Genomic DNA, 13,940 nt, shown 5'->3' with positions numbered 1-13,940 from the left:
GCGCGCGCCCGGCTACCGGGCGGCGGCCGAGGCCTGGACCTGGCCGCGGCGGTGGATCTGGTTGGCGGTGAACTGGGCGAGGTCGTTGCCGGCGGCGAACACCTTGGTGTCCTTGGTCGTGACGTCCTTGCCGCTGGTGAAGCCGGAGATCGTGAAGTAGGCGTAGCGGCCGTAGGCGTTCCTGGTCGAGCGGCAGAACGCGCCGTCGCAGAAGGGCTTGACGCCCTTGCCGAACAGCGAGCGCACGATGCTCCGGTCGTCGGTCCGGCCCTTGGCCTTGGTGGCCCGGTCCGCGTCGTCGAAGACGGCGACGCCGACGGTGACCGCGATGTCGCCGTTCGTGTAGGTCACGCGCATCAGGCGGGTGCAGCCGTTGCCGGTGAGGATCTTGGGGAGGGTGCCGCCGGCGGCGGTGGCACAGCTCTCGGTGTCGGCCGTCGGGCCCTTCTTGTACACCGTGCCGCCCATGGTCAGCTGCGTGCCCGGGAACAGGGTGTCCGGGCTCAGCGGGGCGGTGTCCTTCTTGGCGCTGGATATGAAGTCCGTGGGGTCCAGCGGCGGCGGCGCGCTGGTGGGTGCGAAGGACGGCGTCGCGGTGCCCGTGCCGGGCAGCGATCCGCTGGCGGGCAGGTTGCTGGGACCGGCCTGCGGCTCACCGCCGTTCGCGGAGACGACGGCCAGGGCGACCGCCGTGCCTATCGCGACGGTGGCGAGCGCGCCGCCGGCTATGAACAGCAGCTTGCGGCGCTTGTTCCGTGTCTCCGAGGCCTCGGCGAGCGCGGCCCAGTCGGGGGTCCCGTCGTCGGATCCGCTGTTCCACGGCTGCTGGGAATTCGGTTTCCAGGGATCCCATTGAGACTGGGGTCCCCCCTGCCCGTAACTCATGGGGCGCATCTTAGACGGGGGGCCGGTGGTGCGGGGTCCCTCTGACGGCCTGCCTCGTTTTGACCCGTCCGGGGGCTGCCCGGTAACCTACTTCTTCGTTGTGTATTGGCTTGCTCATTCTCACGGGACGGGCCCTTACACCGGTCCACCGGGCCGATGACCAGCGACCCCACGCACGCGGTTTGCGTCGCCGCCGTGGGTCAAGGCTGTCGTGATCGTTTCGGTGACCTTGTTTAGGACCATTCACTCGAAGCGAAGGCTACGAACCGTGCGTACGTACAGCCCCAAGCCCGGCGATGTGACGCGCCAGTGGCACGTCATCGACGCTCAGGACGTTGTCCTGGGCCGTCTCGCCACCACCGCTGCGACCCTCCTGCGGGGCAAGCACAAGCCGATCTACGCGCCGCACGTCGACGCTGGTGACTTCGTCATCATCATCAACGCCGACAAGGTGCACCTGTCCGGTAACAAGCGGACCCAGAAGATGGCGTACCGCCACTCCGGTTACCCGGGTGGTCTGCGCTCCGTCCGCTACGACGAGCTGCTCGACAAGAACCCCGAGAAGGCCATCGAGAAGGCCGTCAAGGGCATGCTCCCCAAGAACTCCCTGGGCCGTCAGATGCTCACGAAGCTGAAGGTCTACAAGGGTGACCAGCACCCGCACGCCGCCCAGCAGCCGGTGCCGTTCGAGATCACCCAGGTCGCGCAGTAAGTCCGGCCACCCCCTAAGACTGAAGAGAATCTGAGGAGAATCGTGGCCGAGACCACTGCCGAGCAGCCGCTCGAAGAGCTTGACATCGACAGCTACACCACCGAGTCCGAGGTCCCCGTCGAGGGCGAGTACACCTCGGAGTCCCTGGCCTCCCGCTTCGGCGAGCCGCAGCCGGCCGCCGGCCTGGGCCGCCGCAAGAACGCCATCGCCCGCGTCCGGATCGTCCCGGGCACCGGCAAGTGGAAGATCAACGGTCGCACCCTTGAGGACTACTTCCCGAACAAGGTGCACCAGCAGGAAGTCAACGAGCCGTTCAAGGTCCTGGAGCTCGAGGGCCGTTACGACGTCATCGCCCGCATCGCGGGTGGCGGTGTCTCCGGCCAGGCCGGTGCGCTCCGTCTCGGTGTCGCCCGTGCGCTGAACGAGGCCGACGTCGACAACAACCGTGGCCCGCTGAAGAAGGCCGGCTTCCTGCGCCGCGACGACCGCGCGGTCGAGCGGAAGAAGGCCGGTCTGAAGAAGGCCCGCAAGGCCCCGCAGTACAGCAAGCGCTAATCAGCAGCTGCCTGCTCGTACTCCGAACGCCCCGGCGGCACGCCACTTGTGCCGTCGGGGCGTTCGTTTATCCCCGCCAAGGGCGTATAACGACACAAGACGCTCAAAGGCTTGTGTGATCGGATGTCATGGCGTCTGCCATCATCCCGGCAGCAAGGACGCTTCCTCAGGAGGACAAGTGGGACGACTCTTCGGCACGGACGGCGTGCGCGGTGTCGCCAACGCGGATCTGACGGCCGAGATGGCGCTCGGCCTCTCCGTCGCCGCGGCGCACGTGCTGGCCGAGGCGGGCACCTTCGAGGGCCACAAGCCGACGGCCGTGGTCGGACGGGACCCGCGCGCGTCCGGGGAGTTCCTGGAAGCTGCGATGGTCGCCGGCCTGGCCAGCGCGGGCGTGGACGTCCTGCGCGTCGGCGTGCTGCCGACGCCCGCGGTGGCACACCTGACCGGAGCGCTCGGCGCCGACCTCGGCGTGATGCTCTCCGCCAGCCACAACGCCATGCCGGACAACGGCATCAAGTTCTTCGCGCGCGGCGGCCACAAACTCGCCGACGAGCTGGAGGACCGGATCGAGGCGGTCTACGACGCGCACCGGCACGGCGAACCGTGGGAGCGTCCGACGGGCGCCGGGGTCGGGCGCGTGCGGTCGTACGAGGAGGGCTTCGAGCAGTACGTCGCCCACCTGCTCGCGGTGCTGCCCAACCGGCTCGACGGGCTGAAGATCGTCCTGGACGAAGCGCACGGCGCGGCCTCGGGGGTCTCGCCGGAGGCGTTCGCCCGGGCCGGCGCCCAGGTCGTCACGATCGGCGCCGAGCCGGACGGCCTCAACATCAACGACGGCTGCGGCTCGACCCACATGGACAAGCTCAAGGCCGCGGTCGTCGAGCACGGCGCGGACCTCGGCATCGCGCACGACGGCGACGCCGACCGCTGCCTGGCCGTGGACCACACGGGTGAGGAGGTCGACGGCGACCAGATCCTCGCCGTGCTCGCGCTGGCGATGCGGGAGCGTTCCGCACTGCGCTCCGACACCGTCGTCGCGACCGTGATGTCCAACCTCGGCTTCAAGCTGGCCATGGAGCGCGCGGGCATCCGGCTCGTGCAGACGGCCGTGGGCGACCGGTATGTGCTGGAGGAGATGAAGGAGCACGGATACGCCCTCGGCGGCGAGCAGTCCGGGCACGTCATCATCCTCGACCACGCGACCACCGGCGACGGCACGCTGACCGGGCTGCTGCTGGCGGCCCGGGTCGCGCAGACCGGCCGTACGCTGCGGGAGCTGGCCTCCGTCATGGAGCGGCTGCCGCAGGTGCTGATCAACGTGCCCGACGTGGACAAGTCGCGGGTGCGTACGTCGGCCGACCTCGCCGCCGCCGTGTCCGAGGCCGAGCGGGAACTCGGGGAGACGGGGCGGGTGTTGCTGCGTCCTTCCGGTACCGAGCCGCTGGTGCGGGTGATGGTCGAGGCCGCCGACATCGAGCAGGCCCGCTCTGTCGCCGGGCGGCTCGCCGACGCCGTGAAGTCGGCCCTCGGATAGTTCCGGGTGCGGGGCGCGGGGACCTGTGCGGGCGCGGGCCGCGGCCCCGCCGTGGCCGATCGCGCGGTTCCCGCGCCCCCGGACCGGCTGCGTCGCCCTCAGCGGGGGCGCCGCCGTTGTCTCGTCCAGAAGTACTTCTGCGCGAGCAGGGTGAGCGTTCCCGCCAGGATGATGCCCAGCAGGTTCAGCAGGAGCTGGGCCGTCGAGCCACTCGTCTGGGACGTGTCGCCGTAGGCCAGTGCCACCGCCGCGTTGGCGGCGGCCGGGACCGTGGTCACCGAGATGGCGACACCCACCAGCGCGCCCGACTTGGCGGAGGTCAGGGACAGCGTGCCGGCGATGCCGGCGAGGACCGCCACGATGAGCGAGAAGGCGTCCGGGGCGTACACGAAGGCCGTGTTGGGGCGCTCGCCCTCCAGGTCGGACCGGTGGAAGAGCCCGATGGCGTCCATGAACAGGGTGAAGCCGACCGTCACCGCCATCGCCAGCGCGAAGCCCACCAGCAGCGCGGTCAGCGAGCGCCGTGCCAGGCGCGGACGGCGTCGCACGAGGGCCGTGCAGATACCGGCCAGCGGGCCGAACTCCGGTCCCACCGCCATCGCGCCCACGATCAGGATCGCGTTGTCCAGCACGACACCGCAGGCCGCGATCATCGTGGCCAGGGTGATGAAGGCCGCGTAGGTGACCGACAGCGTCGACTCCTCGTGGGTGGCCTCGGTCAGGCCCTCCCACAGCACCGCGTCCGCGCCCTCTCCCGGCGCCTCGTCCTCGGCCTCCTCGGCCCGCCGGGACAGGGAGAGGTCGATGGTCTCCACGGCGATCGAGCCGGTGTCGTCCAGGCCGAGGCGCCGTAGCCCGGCGATGAGTTCGTCGCCCGCCTCGCGGGCCACGTCGCACAGCACGACATCGCCGGCGGGGTCGCGGGCGGCGCGGGGCAGGACCACGAGGTGGGTGGTGCCGACCGTCGTCTCGATCAGGCGGACCACCTCGTCGGTCCGCTCCGCGGGGGTGATCAGGCGCAGATGCAGCATGTGCCCATCCAACAGGTACCGCTACAGCTTGCGGAGCCTGAGGCGCTGGACCTTGTGGTCCTGGCCCTTGCGGAGGATGAGGGTGGCCCGGCCCCGGGTGGGGGCGATGTTCTCCACCAGGTTGGGCTTGTTGATGGTCCGCCAGAGCGTGCGGGCGTAGTCCAGGGCCTCCTCCTCGGAGACCTGGGTGTACTTGCGGAAGTACGAGTTCGGGTTCTGGAACGCCGTCTGGCGCAGCTTCTTGAAGCGGTTGAGGTACCAGCTCTCGATGTCGTCGGTGCTCGCGTCGACGTACACGCTGAAGTCGAAGTAGTCGGCGAGACCGACCCGGGTGCGGCCGTCCTTGCCGGGCAGGGCTGGCTGGAGGACGTTCAGGCCCTCCACGATCAGGATGTCCGGGCGGCGGACGGTGAGCTTCTCGCCGGGCACGATGTCGTAGATGAGGTGCGAGTAGACCGGCGCGGACACCTCGCCCTTGCCGGCCTTGATGTCGGCGACGAAACGGGTGAGGGCCCGGCGGTCGTAGGACTCGGGGAAGCCCTTGCGCGACATCAGGCCGCGGGCCTCCAACTCCCGGGTGGGCAGCAGGAAGCCGTCCGTCGTGACCAGCTCCACGCGCGGGTGCTCGGGCCAGCGGGAGAGCAGGGCCTGGAGCAGGCGGGCGACCGTGGACTTGCCCACGGCGACCGAGCCGGCGACCCCTATGACGAACGGGGTCCCGGACTGGGAGCCCTTCTCGCCGAGAAAGGTGTTCAGCGCGCCCCGGAGGCCGTCCGTGGCACCGACGTAGAGATTGAGGAGCCGGGAGAGCGGGAGGTAGATGTCCCGCACCTCGTCCAGGTCGATGACGTCGCCGAGGCCACGGAGCTTCTCCACCTCCTCGGCGGTGAGCGGCAGCGGCGTCTTGTCGCGCAGCGCGCTCCACTCGGCGCGGGTGAGATCGACGTAGGGAGTCGCCTCCGGCCTGTGCCGGTGGGCGCTCCGGGGCATCGAGGAGACCGGTGAGATCACAGTCCATTGTTAACGGAGTTTGAACGGCACGGCGGGTGGGGTCCGTCACGCACGTCGTTCCGGCCGCCACGGGCCTTCGTACGACGGTGGGAATTTCCGATTTCGGGCAGACTCAGGCCGTTTTTGATCGTTGTCGGCCCGTAGGCTGCCGCTCATGTGCGGAATCGTGGGATACGTAGGGTCGCAGTCGGCGCTCGATGTCGTGATGGCCGGGCTGAAGCGGCTGGAGTACCGGGGTTACGACTCGGCCGGTGTCGCCGTACTGGCGGACGGCGGGCTGGCCGCCGCGAAGAAGGCCGGGAAACTGGTCAACCTGGAGAAGGAACTGGTCGAACGGCCGCTGCCGGCCGGGACGACCGGCATCGGTCACACGCGCTGGGCCACGCACGGCGGCCCCACGGACGCCAACGCGCACCCGCACCTGGACAACGCGGGCCGGGTCGCGGTGGTCCACAACGGCATCATCGAGAACTTCGCGGTGCTGCGCGCCGAACTGGCCGAGCGCGGCCATGGGCTGAACTCCGAGACGGACACGGAGGTCGTCGCCCATCTGCTGGCCGAGGAGTTCTCGGCGACCGCCGACCTCGCCGAGGCCATGCGGCTGGTGTGCCGGCGGCTGGAGGGCGCGTTCACGCTGGTCGCGGTGCACGCTGACGATCCGGACGTGGTGGTCGGCGCCCGCCGGAACTCCCCGCTGGTGGTGGGCGTTGGAGAGGGTGAGGCGTTCCTGGCCTCCGACGTGGCCGCGTTCATCGCCCACACGCGGTCGGCGATCGAGCTGGGCCAGGACCAGGTGGTGGAACTGCGGCGCGACGGCGTCACGGTCACGGGCTTCGACGGCCGCCCGGCCGAGGTCCGCTCCTACCACGTGGACTGGGACGCCTCGGCGGCCGAAAAGGGGGGGTATGACTACTTCATGCTCAAGGAGATCGCCGAACAGCCCAAGGCGGTCGCCGACACGCTGCTCGGGCGCATCGACCCGTCCGGCTCGCTGACCCTGGACGAGGTGCGGATCAGCCCCTCCGAGCTGCGCGAGATCGACAAGGTCGTCATCGTGGCGTGCGGTACGGCCTTCCACGCGGGCCTGATCGCCAAGTACGCCATCGAGCACTGGACGCGGATCCCGTGCGAGGTGGAGCTGGCCAGCGAGTTCCGCTACCGGGACCCGATCCTGGACGGGCGGTCGCTGGTGATCGCCATCTCCCAGTCCGGCGAGACCATGGACACCCTGATGGCGCTCCGGCACGCCCGCGAGCAGGGCTCGAAGGTGCTGGCGATCTGCAACACCAACGGCTCGACGATCCCGCGCGAGTCGGACGCCGTGCTGTACACGCACGCGGGCCCCGAGGTCGCCGTCGCCTCCACCAAGGCGTTCCTGACCCAGCTGGTCGCCTGCTACCTGGTCGCGCTGTACCTGGGCCAGGTGCGGGGCACCAAGTGGGGCGACGAGATCCAGGCGGTGATCAAGGACCTGTCCCGCATCTCGGAGGAGGTCGAGCGGGTCCTGGAGACCATGGAGCCGGTGCGGGCGCTGGCGCGGACGCTGGCCGACAAGGACACGGTGCTGTTCCTCGGCCGGCACGTGGGCTACCCGGTCGCCCTCGAAGGCGCGCTCAAGCTGAAGGAACTGGCCTACATGCACGCCGAGGGCTTCGCGGCCGGCGAGCTGAAGCACGGCCCGATCGCGCTGATCGAGGAGGACGTGCCGGTGGTCGTCGTCGTCCCGTCCCCGCGCGGCCGGTCGGTCCTGCACGACAAGATCGTCTCCAACATCCAGGAGATCAGGGCGCGGGGCGCGCGGACGATCGTGATCGCGGAGGAGGGCGACGAGGCGGTCGTCCCGTACGCCGACCACCTGATCCGCATCCCGGCCACGCCCACCCTGCTCCAGCCGCTGGTGGCCACGGTCCCGCTCCAGGTCTTCGCCTGCGAGCTGGCCACGGCCCGGGGCAACGAGGTGGACCAGCCCCGCAACCTGGCCAAGTCGGTCACGGTGGAGTGAGGGGACAGTGAGGGGACGGGGCCTCGTCGAGCGAGGTTTCGTCAGTGGACGGAGAAGCCGCCGTCCACGTGGATGGACTGGCCCGTGACGTAGGCGGAGGCGCGGCCGGCCAGGAACACGGCCGCGCCCGCGAAGTCCTCGGCGAGGCCGTTGCGGCCGGCCATCGTGCGCGCGGCCAGCGCCGCCACCCTCTCGGGGTCGGACTGGAGCCGCCTGTTCAGCGGGGTCAGCACGAAGCCCGGCACCAGGGTGTTGCAGGTGACGCCGTGCGGCGACCATGCCTCGGCCTGGGAGCGGGCCAGGGACTCCAGGCCGCCCTTGGAGACGCCGTAGGCGCCGCTCTGCACGAAGGCGCGGTGCGCCTGCTGGGAGGTGACGTGGATGATCCGCCCGAAGCCCCGCTCGGCCATGCCGGGGCCGAACCGCTGCCCGAGCAGGAACGGGGCCTCCAGGTTCACCGCCATGGTGGTGTCCCAGACGTCCTCGCCCAGCTCGTCCATCGGCGGGCGGAGGTTGACCCCCGCGGAGTTGACGAGGATGTCGGGCTCACCGAAGACGGCCGCGGCCTCCTCGGCCGCCGCGCGCACCCCGTCGCGGGTGCCCAGATCACCGCTGACCCAGGCGGCCCGGCAGCCGTCCGCCGTCAACTCGTCCACCGTGGCGGACAGTTCCGTCTTCCGCCGCGCCACGATCACCACGCTCGCCCCGGCCCGGGCCAGCGCCCCGGCGATGGCCCGCCCGATACCGGAACTGCCTCCGGTCACCACGGCGACACGGCCGTCCAGGGAGAAGAGGCCGGAGAGGTAGGCATGCGAGGACGTCATGCCGGAAGCGTAGAGCGCGGGTTCCGGCGGTCGTGCGGCGCCCGGCGTCCGACGTGGTGTCGCGGTGCCGTCCGTCAGCGGGGTCGTAGGGTGCTCGGCATGAGCATCATCGGGGTGGGCATCGACGTCGCCGAGATCGACCGGTTCCGGGCGTCCCTGGAGCGGACGCCGGGCCTGGCCGACCGGTTGTTCGTGGAGCGGGAGCTGCTGCTGCCCAGCGGGGACAGACGCGGCATCGCCTCGCTCGCGGCCCGGTTCGCCGCCAAGGAGGCGCTCGCGAAGGCGCTGGGCGCGCCGTCCGGGCTCCAGTGGACCGATGCCGAGGTGTACGTGGAGGACACCGGGCAGCCACGGCTGCGGGTGAAGGGCACCGTGGCCGCGCGGGCCGCCGAGCTGGGCGTGCGGGCCTGGCACGTGTCGCTCAGTCATGACGCGGGCGTGGCCTCGGCCGTGGTGATCGCCGAGGGCTGACCGGTCCCGGCCCGGGTGTGGGCGGTGGGGGTTACGGGGCAGACTCGGTGCCATGCGTACTGCGTACAGCGTGGAGACGGTAAGGGCCGCCGAGCGGGCGTTGATGGCACGGCTGCCGGAGGGCGCGCTGATGCAGCGGGCCGCCGCCGGGCTGGCCGCCGCCTGCGCCGAACTGCTCGGGCGGGTGTACGGCAGCCGGGTGGTGCTGCTCGTCGGCAGCGGGGACAACGGCGGGGACGCCCTGTACGCGGGGGCCCGGCTGGCCCGGCGCGGCGCCGGGGTGACGGCCGTCCTGCTGACGCCCGGCCGGGCCCATGCCGGGGGACTGGCGGCCTTGCGGCGGGCGGGCGGCACGGTGGCCACCGCGGACTCGGCCGCTGTGGACGAACTGGTCCTGCGGGCCGACCTGGTGGTGGACGGGATCGTCGGGATCGGGGGCAAGGGCGGGCTGCGGCCGGACGCCGAGCGGCTCGCCGGGGTGGTGGCGCGGTCCCGGGCCGCCGTCGTGGCCGTGGACCTGCCCAGCGGTGTCGACGCGGACACCGGGGAGGTGCGGGGGGCCGCGCTCCGGGCCGACCTGACCGTCACCTTCGGCGCGTACAAGCCGGGGCTGCTGGTGGATCCGGCGCGGGAGTACGCGGGAGTGGTGCGGCTCGTCGGCATCGGTCTCGAACCGCCGCCCGCCGACGCCGTACTGGAGGCTCTGCAACACGCCGACGTGGCACGGCTGTTGCCGCTGCCGACGGGGGAGAGCGACAAGTACCGGCGCGGGGTGGTCGGGATCGCCGCCGGGTCGGCGCGCTATCCCGGGGCCGCCGTGCTCGCGGTGTCGGGCGCGCTGCGGGGCGGGGCCGGGGCCGTACGGTACGTCGGGCCGGCCGGGGACGCGGTCATCGCGCGCTTCCCGGAGACCCTCGTCTCCGACGCCGGGCCCGCGAAGGCCGGGCGGGTGCAGGCCTGGGTGGTCGGGCCCGGCGCCGGCGACGACGCGGCTGCCGTCGCCGAGGTGCTGGAGGCGGACGTGCCGGTGCTGCTGGACGCGGACGGGCTGCGGCTGGCCGACCGGGACGCGGTGCGGCGGCGTACGGCGCCGACGCTGATGACCCCGCACGCGGGGGAGGCCGCCGCGTTGCTGGGGGTGCGGCGCGAGGAGGTCGAGGCGGCCCGGCTGGCCGCGGTGCGGGAGCTGGCGGCGGTGTACCGGGCGACCGTGCTGCTGAAGGGGTCGACGACACTGGTCGCCGACTCCGCGGGCGGACCGGTGCGGGTGAACGCCACGGGGACGCCGTGGCTGGCCACGGCCGGGAGCGGGGACGTGCTGTCCGGGCTGGCCGGGTCCTTGCTGGCGGCGGGGCTGCGGGCGGCGGACGCCGGGAGCGTGGCGGCGTACCTGCACGGACTGGCGGGCCGATTCGCCGCGGAGGGCGCGCCCACGGGGGCACATGACGTCGCGTCACACATCCCGCAGGCATGGAGGGACGTACGGGACTGACCGGACCGCCGGGGTGTGGCCGACGGCGGTGCAACGCCCTGGGAAGCGGCGAGAGGCGGGACCGATCCGGCCCACGTCCGGGGGGACCGGCGCCGGCCGGGACGGTGCGGCGCGACCGACGGTGGTGCAACTTCCCAGGGGTGCGGGGGGCTGTGTGTCCAGCCCTCGCGAACCCGTGGCCCGGTGACGGCCGAAGCCTGGTGGCGGGTTCGCCCGGGGCGGTGTGATGTGGCGGACGGTGGTGCAACTCCCCAGGGGTGCGGGGAGCTGCGCGTCCAGCCCCCGTGCACCCGCACCCCGGTGACAGCCAGAGACGCAACGGCGGGACCCCGGCCCGCGTCCCACGGAGGGTGGCTCTGAGAGACTGGGGGTGCCATGAGTGAGACACCAGCTGTGCCGACCGCCGCCCTGCGCGCCCGCGCCGAGATCGATCTGGGCGCCCTGCGCGCCAATGTGCGGGCCCTGCGCGCCCGGGCCGAGGGCGCCGCCGTGATGGCCGTCGTCAAGTCCGACGGATACGGCCACGGCGCGGTGCCGTGTGCCCGCGCAGCCCTCGCGGCGGGCGCGAGCTGGCTCGGCACGGCCACGGCCGAGGAGGCCCTCGCGCTGCGCGCGGCCGGGCTGCCCGGCCGCATCCTGTGCTGGCTGTGGGTGCCCGGCGGACCCTGGCGGCAGGCGATCGAGGCCGACATCGACGTCTCGTTGAGCGGCATGTGGGCCCTGCGGGAGGTCGTCGAGGCCGCCCGGGCGGCGGGGCGCCCCGCGCGCGTGCAGCTCAAGGCCGACACCGGGCTCGGCCGCAACGGCTGCCAGCCGGGGGAGGACTGGGCCGAGCTGGTGGGTGCCGCCCTGCGCGCGGAGGCCGAGGGGCTGGTCCGCGTCACCGGAGTGTGGTCGCACTTCGCGTGCGCCGACGAGCCGGGGCACCCGTCCGTCACCGCCCAGCTCACCCGGTTCCGGGAGATGCTGGCGTACGCCGAGGACCAGGGCGTACGGCCCGAGGTGCGGCACATCGCCAACTCGCCGGCCACCCTCACGCTGCCCGAGTCCCACTTCGACCTGGTCCGCACGGGCATCGCCCTGTACGGCGTGTCGCCCAGCCCGGAGCTGGGCACCCCGGCGGACTTCGGGCTGCGCCCGGTGATGACGCTCAGCGCCTCGCTGGCCCTGGTCAAGCGCACCCCGGCCGGGCACGGCGTCAGCTACGGCCATCACTACGTCACGCCCGGCGAGACCACGCTCGGCCTGGTGCCCGTCGGCTATGCGGACGGCATCCCGCGGCACGCCTCGGGCACCGGCCCGGTGCTGGTCGGCGGCAAGTGGCGGACGATCGCCGGGCGGGTCGCCATGGACCAGTTCGTGGTGGACCTGGGCGGTGACGAGCCCCCGGTGGGCAGCGAGGCCGTGCTGTTCGGGCCCGGCGACCGCGGTGAGCCCACGGCCGAGGACTGGGCGCAGGCCTGCGGCACGATCGCGTACGAGATCGTCACACGCATCGGAACGCGCGTTCCCCGCGTCTATGTCAACGCGTCCATGTGAACGCCCCCAAGTGAACGCGCCCATGTGAGCGCATTCATGTGATCGCGCAAGAACCCGGGTGACCCGTTCCGCGGCGGCACCCATCCAGGCGAACTGTAGTACGGCGAAGAGGAGCGGTACGTGAGCGAGAGCAGCGCGGAGGTCGTGGCGGACGTCGTCGCCTCGGCGGCTGCCGCCTCCGCCGCGGGGGCGGCCGGGAGCTGGCGCAGGGCGACCGGCATCGCCGGTGCCGCGATAGGCGTGCTCGCCGCGGGAGCGGCGGCCGGTGTCGCCATCGAACGGATGACGGTGGGGCGCGGAATGCGCCGCAGGGCCCGGCTGGCGCTGGACGCGGCGGGCCCCTACGGCACCCTGCGCGGCACCCCCGGCAAGGCGTACGCCGACGACGGCACCGAGCTGTACTACGAGGTCGACGAGGCCGAGCCCGACGCCGGCCCGAACGTCTCGCCGCGCCGGCGCCGGCTCTTCGGCCGCAAGGCGCCCGCCCCGGTCACCGTCGTCTTCTGCCACGGCTACTGCCTCAGCCTGGACTCCTGGCACTTCCAGCGGGCGGCCCTGCGCGGGGTCGTACGGACCGTGTACTGGGACCAGCGCAGCCACGGGCGGTCCGGGCGGGGCGTGGCCCAGACCCGGGACCGGGAGCCGGTCACCATCGACCAGCTCGGCCGCGATCTGAAGGCCGTGCTCGACGCCGCCGCACCGGACGGGCCCCTGGCGCTGGTCGGTCACTCGATGGGCGGCATGACCATGATGGCCCTCGCCGCGCAGTACCCCGAGCTGATCCGGGACCGGGTCGTCGCCACCGCCTTCGTCGGGACCTCGTCCGGGCGGCTCGGCGAGGTCAACTTCGGGCTGCCGGTGGCCGGCGTCAACGCGGTCCGCCGGATCCTCCCCGGGGTGCTGAAGGCGCTCGGGCAGCAGGCGGAGTGGGTCGAGAAGGGGCGCCGGGCCACCGCCGACCTGTTCGCCGGGATCATCAAGCGGTACTCGTTCGCGGGCCGGGACGTCGACCCGGCCGTGGAGCGCTTCGCCGAGCGGATGATCGAGTCGACGCCGATCGACGTGGTCGCCGAGTTCTACCCGGCGTTCACCGACCACGACAAGACCGGGGCGCTCGTCTGCTTCCGCGACATGCCGGTGCTCGTGCTGGCCGGCGTCCAGGACCTGGTCACGCCCAGCGAGCACAGCGAGGCCATCGCCGACCTGCTGCCCGACGCCGAGCTGGTGCTCGTGCCGGACGCGGGGCACCTGGTGATGCTGGAGCACCCGGAAGTGGTCACCGACCGCCTCGCCGACCTGCTCACCCGCGCGGGTGCGGTGCCCGCAGGGGCTACCGTAAGTGGCTATGGAAGCACCAGCAGCACCGCACAACCCCGCTGAGACCCAGCTGACCGTCACCTCCCCGGAGCAGATGCGGGAGCTGGGCCGCCGACTGGCCAAGCTGCTGCGCGCGGGCGACCTGGTGATGCTCACCGGCGAGCTGGGCGCGGGCAAGACCACGCTGACCCGCGGGCTCGGTGAGGGCCTGGGCGTGCGCGGCGCGGTCACCTCGCCGACCTTCGTGATCGCCCGGGTGCACCCGTCCCTCGGCGACGGCCCGCCCCTGGTGCACGTCGACGCCTACCGGCTCTCCGGCGGCCTGGACGAGATGGAGGACCTGGACCTCGACGTCTCGCTGCCCGACTCGGTGATCGTCGTGGAATGGGGCGAGGGCAAGGTCGAGGAACTGACCGAGGACCGCCTCCAGGTGGTCATCCACCGCGCGGTCGGCGACACCACGGACGAGGTACGGCACGTGACGGTCACCGGCCTGGGCGAACGCTGGTCCGAGACGGACCTGGAGCCGCTGTCCGGCTGAGACCGCGGACACGTTCCGACAAG

General features: G+C 72.3%; 13 protein-coding genes. 9 read left to right on the top strand and 4 right to left on the bottom strand.

Annotation, left to right across the window (positions count from 1 at the left end; all coding sequences use genetic code 11):
• Positions 1 to 12: 12 nt before the first annotated feature.
• Positions 13 to 885 (bottom strand): hypothetical protein, encoded by an 873-nt coding sequence (locus IE294_RS14135; protein WP_189885895.1) that lies wholly within the window; start codon positions 883 to 885, stop codon positions 13 to 15.
• A gap of 268 nt (positions 886 to 1,153) precedes the next feature.
• Here IE294_RS14135 and rplM point away from each other — a divergent pair, with 268 nt between their 5' ends.
• The 3 genes from rplM (at position 1,154) to glmM (ending at position 3,689) form a co-directional block, all read left to right on the top strand.
• Positions 1,154 to 1,597 carry a 50S ribosomal protein L13 gene (rplM, locus tag IE294_RS14130; RefSeq protein WP_189885893.1) on the top strand — a complete coding sequence of 148 codons (444 nt, stop codon included), beginning with the start codon at positions 1,154 to 1,156 and terminating at the stop codon, positions 1,595 to 1,597.
• 42 nt (positions 1,598 to 1,639) lie between these two features.
• Positions 1,640 to 2,152, top strand: coding sequence for a 30S ribosomal protein S9 (gene rpsI / locus IE294_RS14125; RefSeq protein WP_003998795.1), 513 nt, complete (start codon positions 1,640 to 1,642; stop codon positions 2,150 to 2,152).
• A 178-nt stretch (positions 2,153 to 2,330) separates the two neighbouring features.
• The gene (gene glmM / locus IE294_RS14120; protein WP_189885891.1) at positions 2,331 to 3,689 is read left to right on the top strand and encodes a phosphoglucosamine mutase; all 1,359 of its coding nucleotides are present in this window, start codon (positions 2,331 to 2,333) and stop codon (positions 3,687 to 3,689) included.
• Positions 3,690 to 3,787: 98 nt separating this feature from the next.
• Here the strand turns inward: glmM and IE294_RS14115 are convergent, their stop codons facing one another.
• Positions 3,788 to 4,720, bottom strand: a complete 933-nt coding sequence (locus tag IE294_RS14115; protein WP_189885889.1) for a DUF389 domain-containing protein — start codon at positions 4,718 to 4,720, stop codon at positions 3,788 to 3,790.
• 21 nt (positions 4,721 to 4,741) lie between these two features.
• Positions 4,742 to 5,710: a type I pantothenate kinase gene (gene coaA / locus IE294_RS14110; RefSeq protein WP_189886170.1), complete on the bottom strand. Its 969-nt coding sequence runs from the start codon at positions 5,708 to 5,710 to the stop codon at positions 4,742 to 4,744.
• A gap of 175 nt (positions 5,711 to 5,885) precedes the next feature.
• On the opposite strand from coaA, the gene glmS reads away from it, so the two are divergent.
• Entirely contained in the window at positions 5,886 to 7,733 is a 1,848-nt protein-coding gene (glmS, locus tag IE294_RS14105; protein WP_189885887.1) for a glutamine--fructose-6-phosphate transaminase (isomerizing), read from the top strand.
• A 41-nt stretch (positions 7,734 to 7,774) separates the two neighbouring features.
• On the opposite strand, the gene IE294_RS14100 is transcribed toward glmS, so the two are convergent.
• Entirely contained in the window at positions 7,775 to 8,557 is a 783-nt protein-coding gene (locus IE294_RS14100; protein ID WP_189885884.1) for an SDR family NAD(P)-dependent oxidoreductase, read from the bottom strand.
• Between the two features lie 99 nt (positions 8,558 to 8,656).
• Between IE294_RS14100 and IE294_RS14095 the strand changes: the two genes are divergently transcribed.
• The 5 genes from IE294_RS14095 (at position 8,657) to tsaE (ending at position 13,917) form a co-directional block, all read left to right on the top strand.
• Entirely contained in the window at positions 8,657 to 9,028 is a 372-nt protein-coding gene (locus tag IE294_RS14095) for a holo-ACP synthase (RefSeq protein WP_189885882.1), read from the top strand.
• A gap of 52 nt (positions 9,029 to 9,080) precedes the next feature.
• On the top strand, positions 9,081 to 10,520 hold the full coding sequence (locus tag IE294_RS14090) for an NAD(P)H-hydrate dehydratase (RefSeq protein ID WP_189885880.1): 1,440 nt from the start codon (positions 9,081 to 9,083) through the stop codon (positions 10,518 to 10,520).
• Positions 10,521 to 10,895: 375 nt separating this feature from the next.
• A complete protein-coding gene (alr, locus tag IE294_RS14085) occupies positions 10,896 to 12,059 on the top strand; it encodes an alanine racemase (RefSeq protein WP_189885878.1) in 1,164 nt (387 codons plus the stop codon).
• 120 nt (positions 12,060 to 12,179) lie between these two features.
• Positions 12,180 to 13,439 carry an alpha/beta fold hydrolase gene (locus IE294_RS14080; RefSeq protein ID WP_189885876.1) on the top strand — a complete coding sequence of 420 codons (1,260 nt, stop codon included), beginning with the start codon at positions 12,180 to 12,182 and terminating at the stop codon, positions 13,437 to 13,439.
• On the top strand, positions 13,405 to 13,917 hold the full coding sequence (gene tsaE / locus IE294_RS14075; protein WP_189816475.1) for a tRNA (adenosine(37)-N6)-threonylcarbamoyltransferase complex ATPase subunit type 1 TsaE: 513 nt from the start codon (positions 13,405 to 13,407) through the stop codon (positions 13,915 to 13,917). The genes IE294_RS14080 and tsaE overlap by 35 nt, the downstream gene beginning before the upstream one ends.
• The last annotated feature ends 23 nt before the right edge of the window (positions 13,918 to 13,940 follow it).

The sequence above is a fragment of the Streptomyces canarius genome (genome assembly GCF_014650735.1).
Classification (GTDB): Bacteria; Actinomycetota; Actinomycetes; order Streptomycetales; family Streptomycetaceae; genus Streptomyces; species Streptomyces olivaceoviridis.
Note: the sequence above shows the minus strand (reverse complement) of the source record. Positions and strands in the feature narration are given on the sequence as shown.

What these genes read in the sequence shown, in the direction of transcription:
- IE294_RS14100 (WP_189885884.1), bottom strand. Translation starts at nt 8,557, where the DNA reads ATGACGTCCTCGCATGCCTACCTCTCCGGCCTCTTCTCCCTGGACGGC.
- coaA (WP_189886170.1), bottom strand. Translation starts at nt 5,710, where the DNA reads ATGCCCCGGAGCGCCCACCGGCACAGGCCGGAGGCGACTCCCTACGTC.
- alr (WP_189885878.1), top strand. Translation starts at nt 10,896, where the DNA reads ATGAGTGAGACACCAGCTGTGCCGACCGCCGCCCTGCGCGCCCGCGCC.
- IE294_RS14090 (WP_189885880.1), top strand. Translation starts at nt 9,081, where the DNA reads ATGCGTACTGCGTACAGCGTGGAGACGGTAAGGGCCGCCGAGCGGGCG.
- IE294_RS14115 (WP_189885889.1), bottom strand. Translation starts at nt 4,720, where the DNA reads ATGCTGCATCTGCGCCTGATCACCCCCGCGGAGCGGACCGACGAGGTG.
- IE294_RS14095 (WP_189885882.1), top strand. Translation starts at nt 8,657, where the DNA reads ATGAGCATCATCGGGGTGGGCATCGACGTCGCCGAGATCGACCGGTTC.
- glmS (WP_189885887.1), top strand. Translation starts at nt 5,886, where the DNA reads ATGTGCGGAATCGTGGGATACGTAGGGTCGCAGTCGGCGCTCGATGTC.
- tsaE (WP_189816475.1), top strand. Translation starts at nt 13,405, where the DNA reads ATGGAAGCACCAGCAGCACCGCACAACCCCGCTGAGACCCAGCTGACC.
- IE294_RS14135 (WP_189885895.1), bottom strand. Translation starts at nt 885, where the DNA reads ATGAGTTACGGGCAGGGGGGACCCCAGTCTCAATGGGATCCCTGGAAA.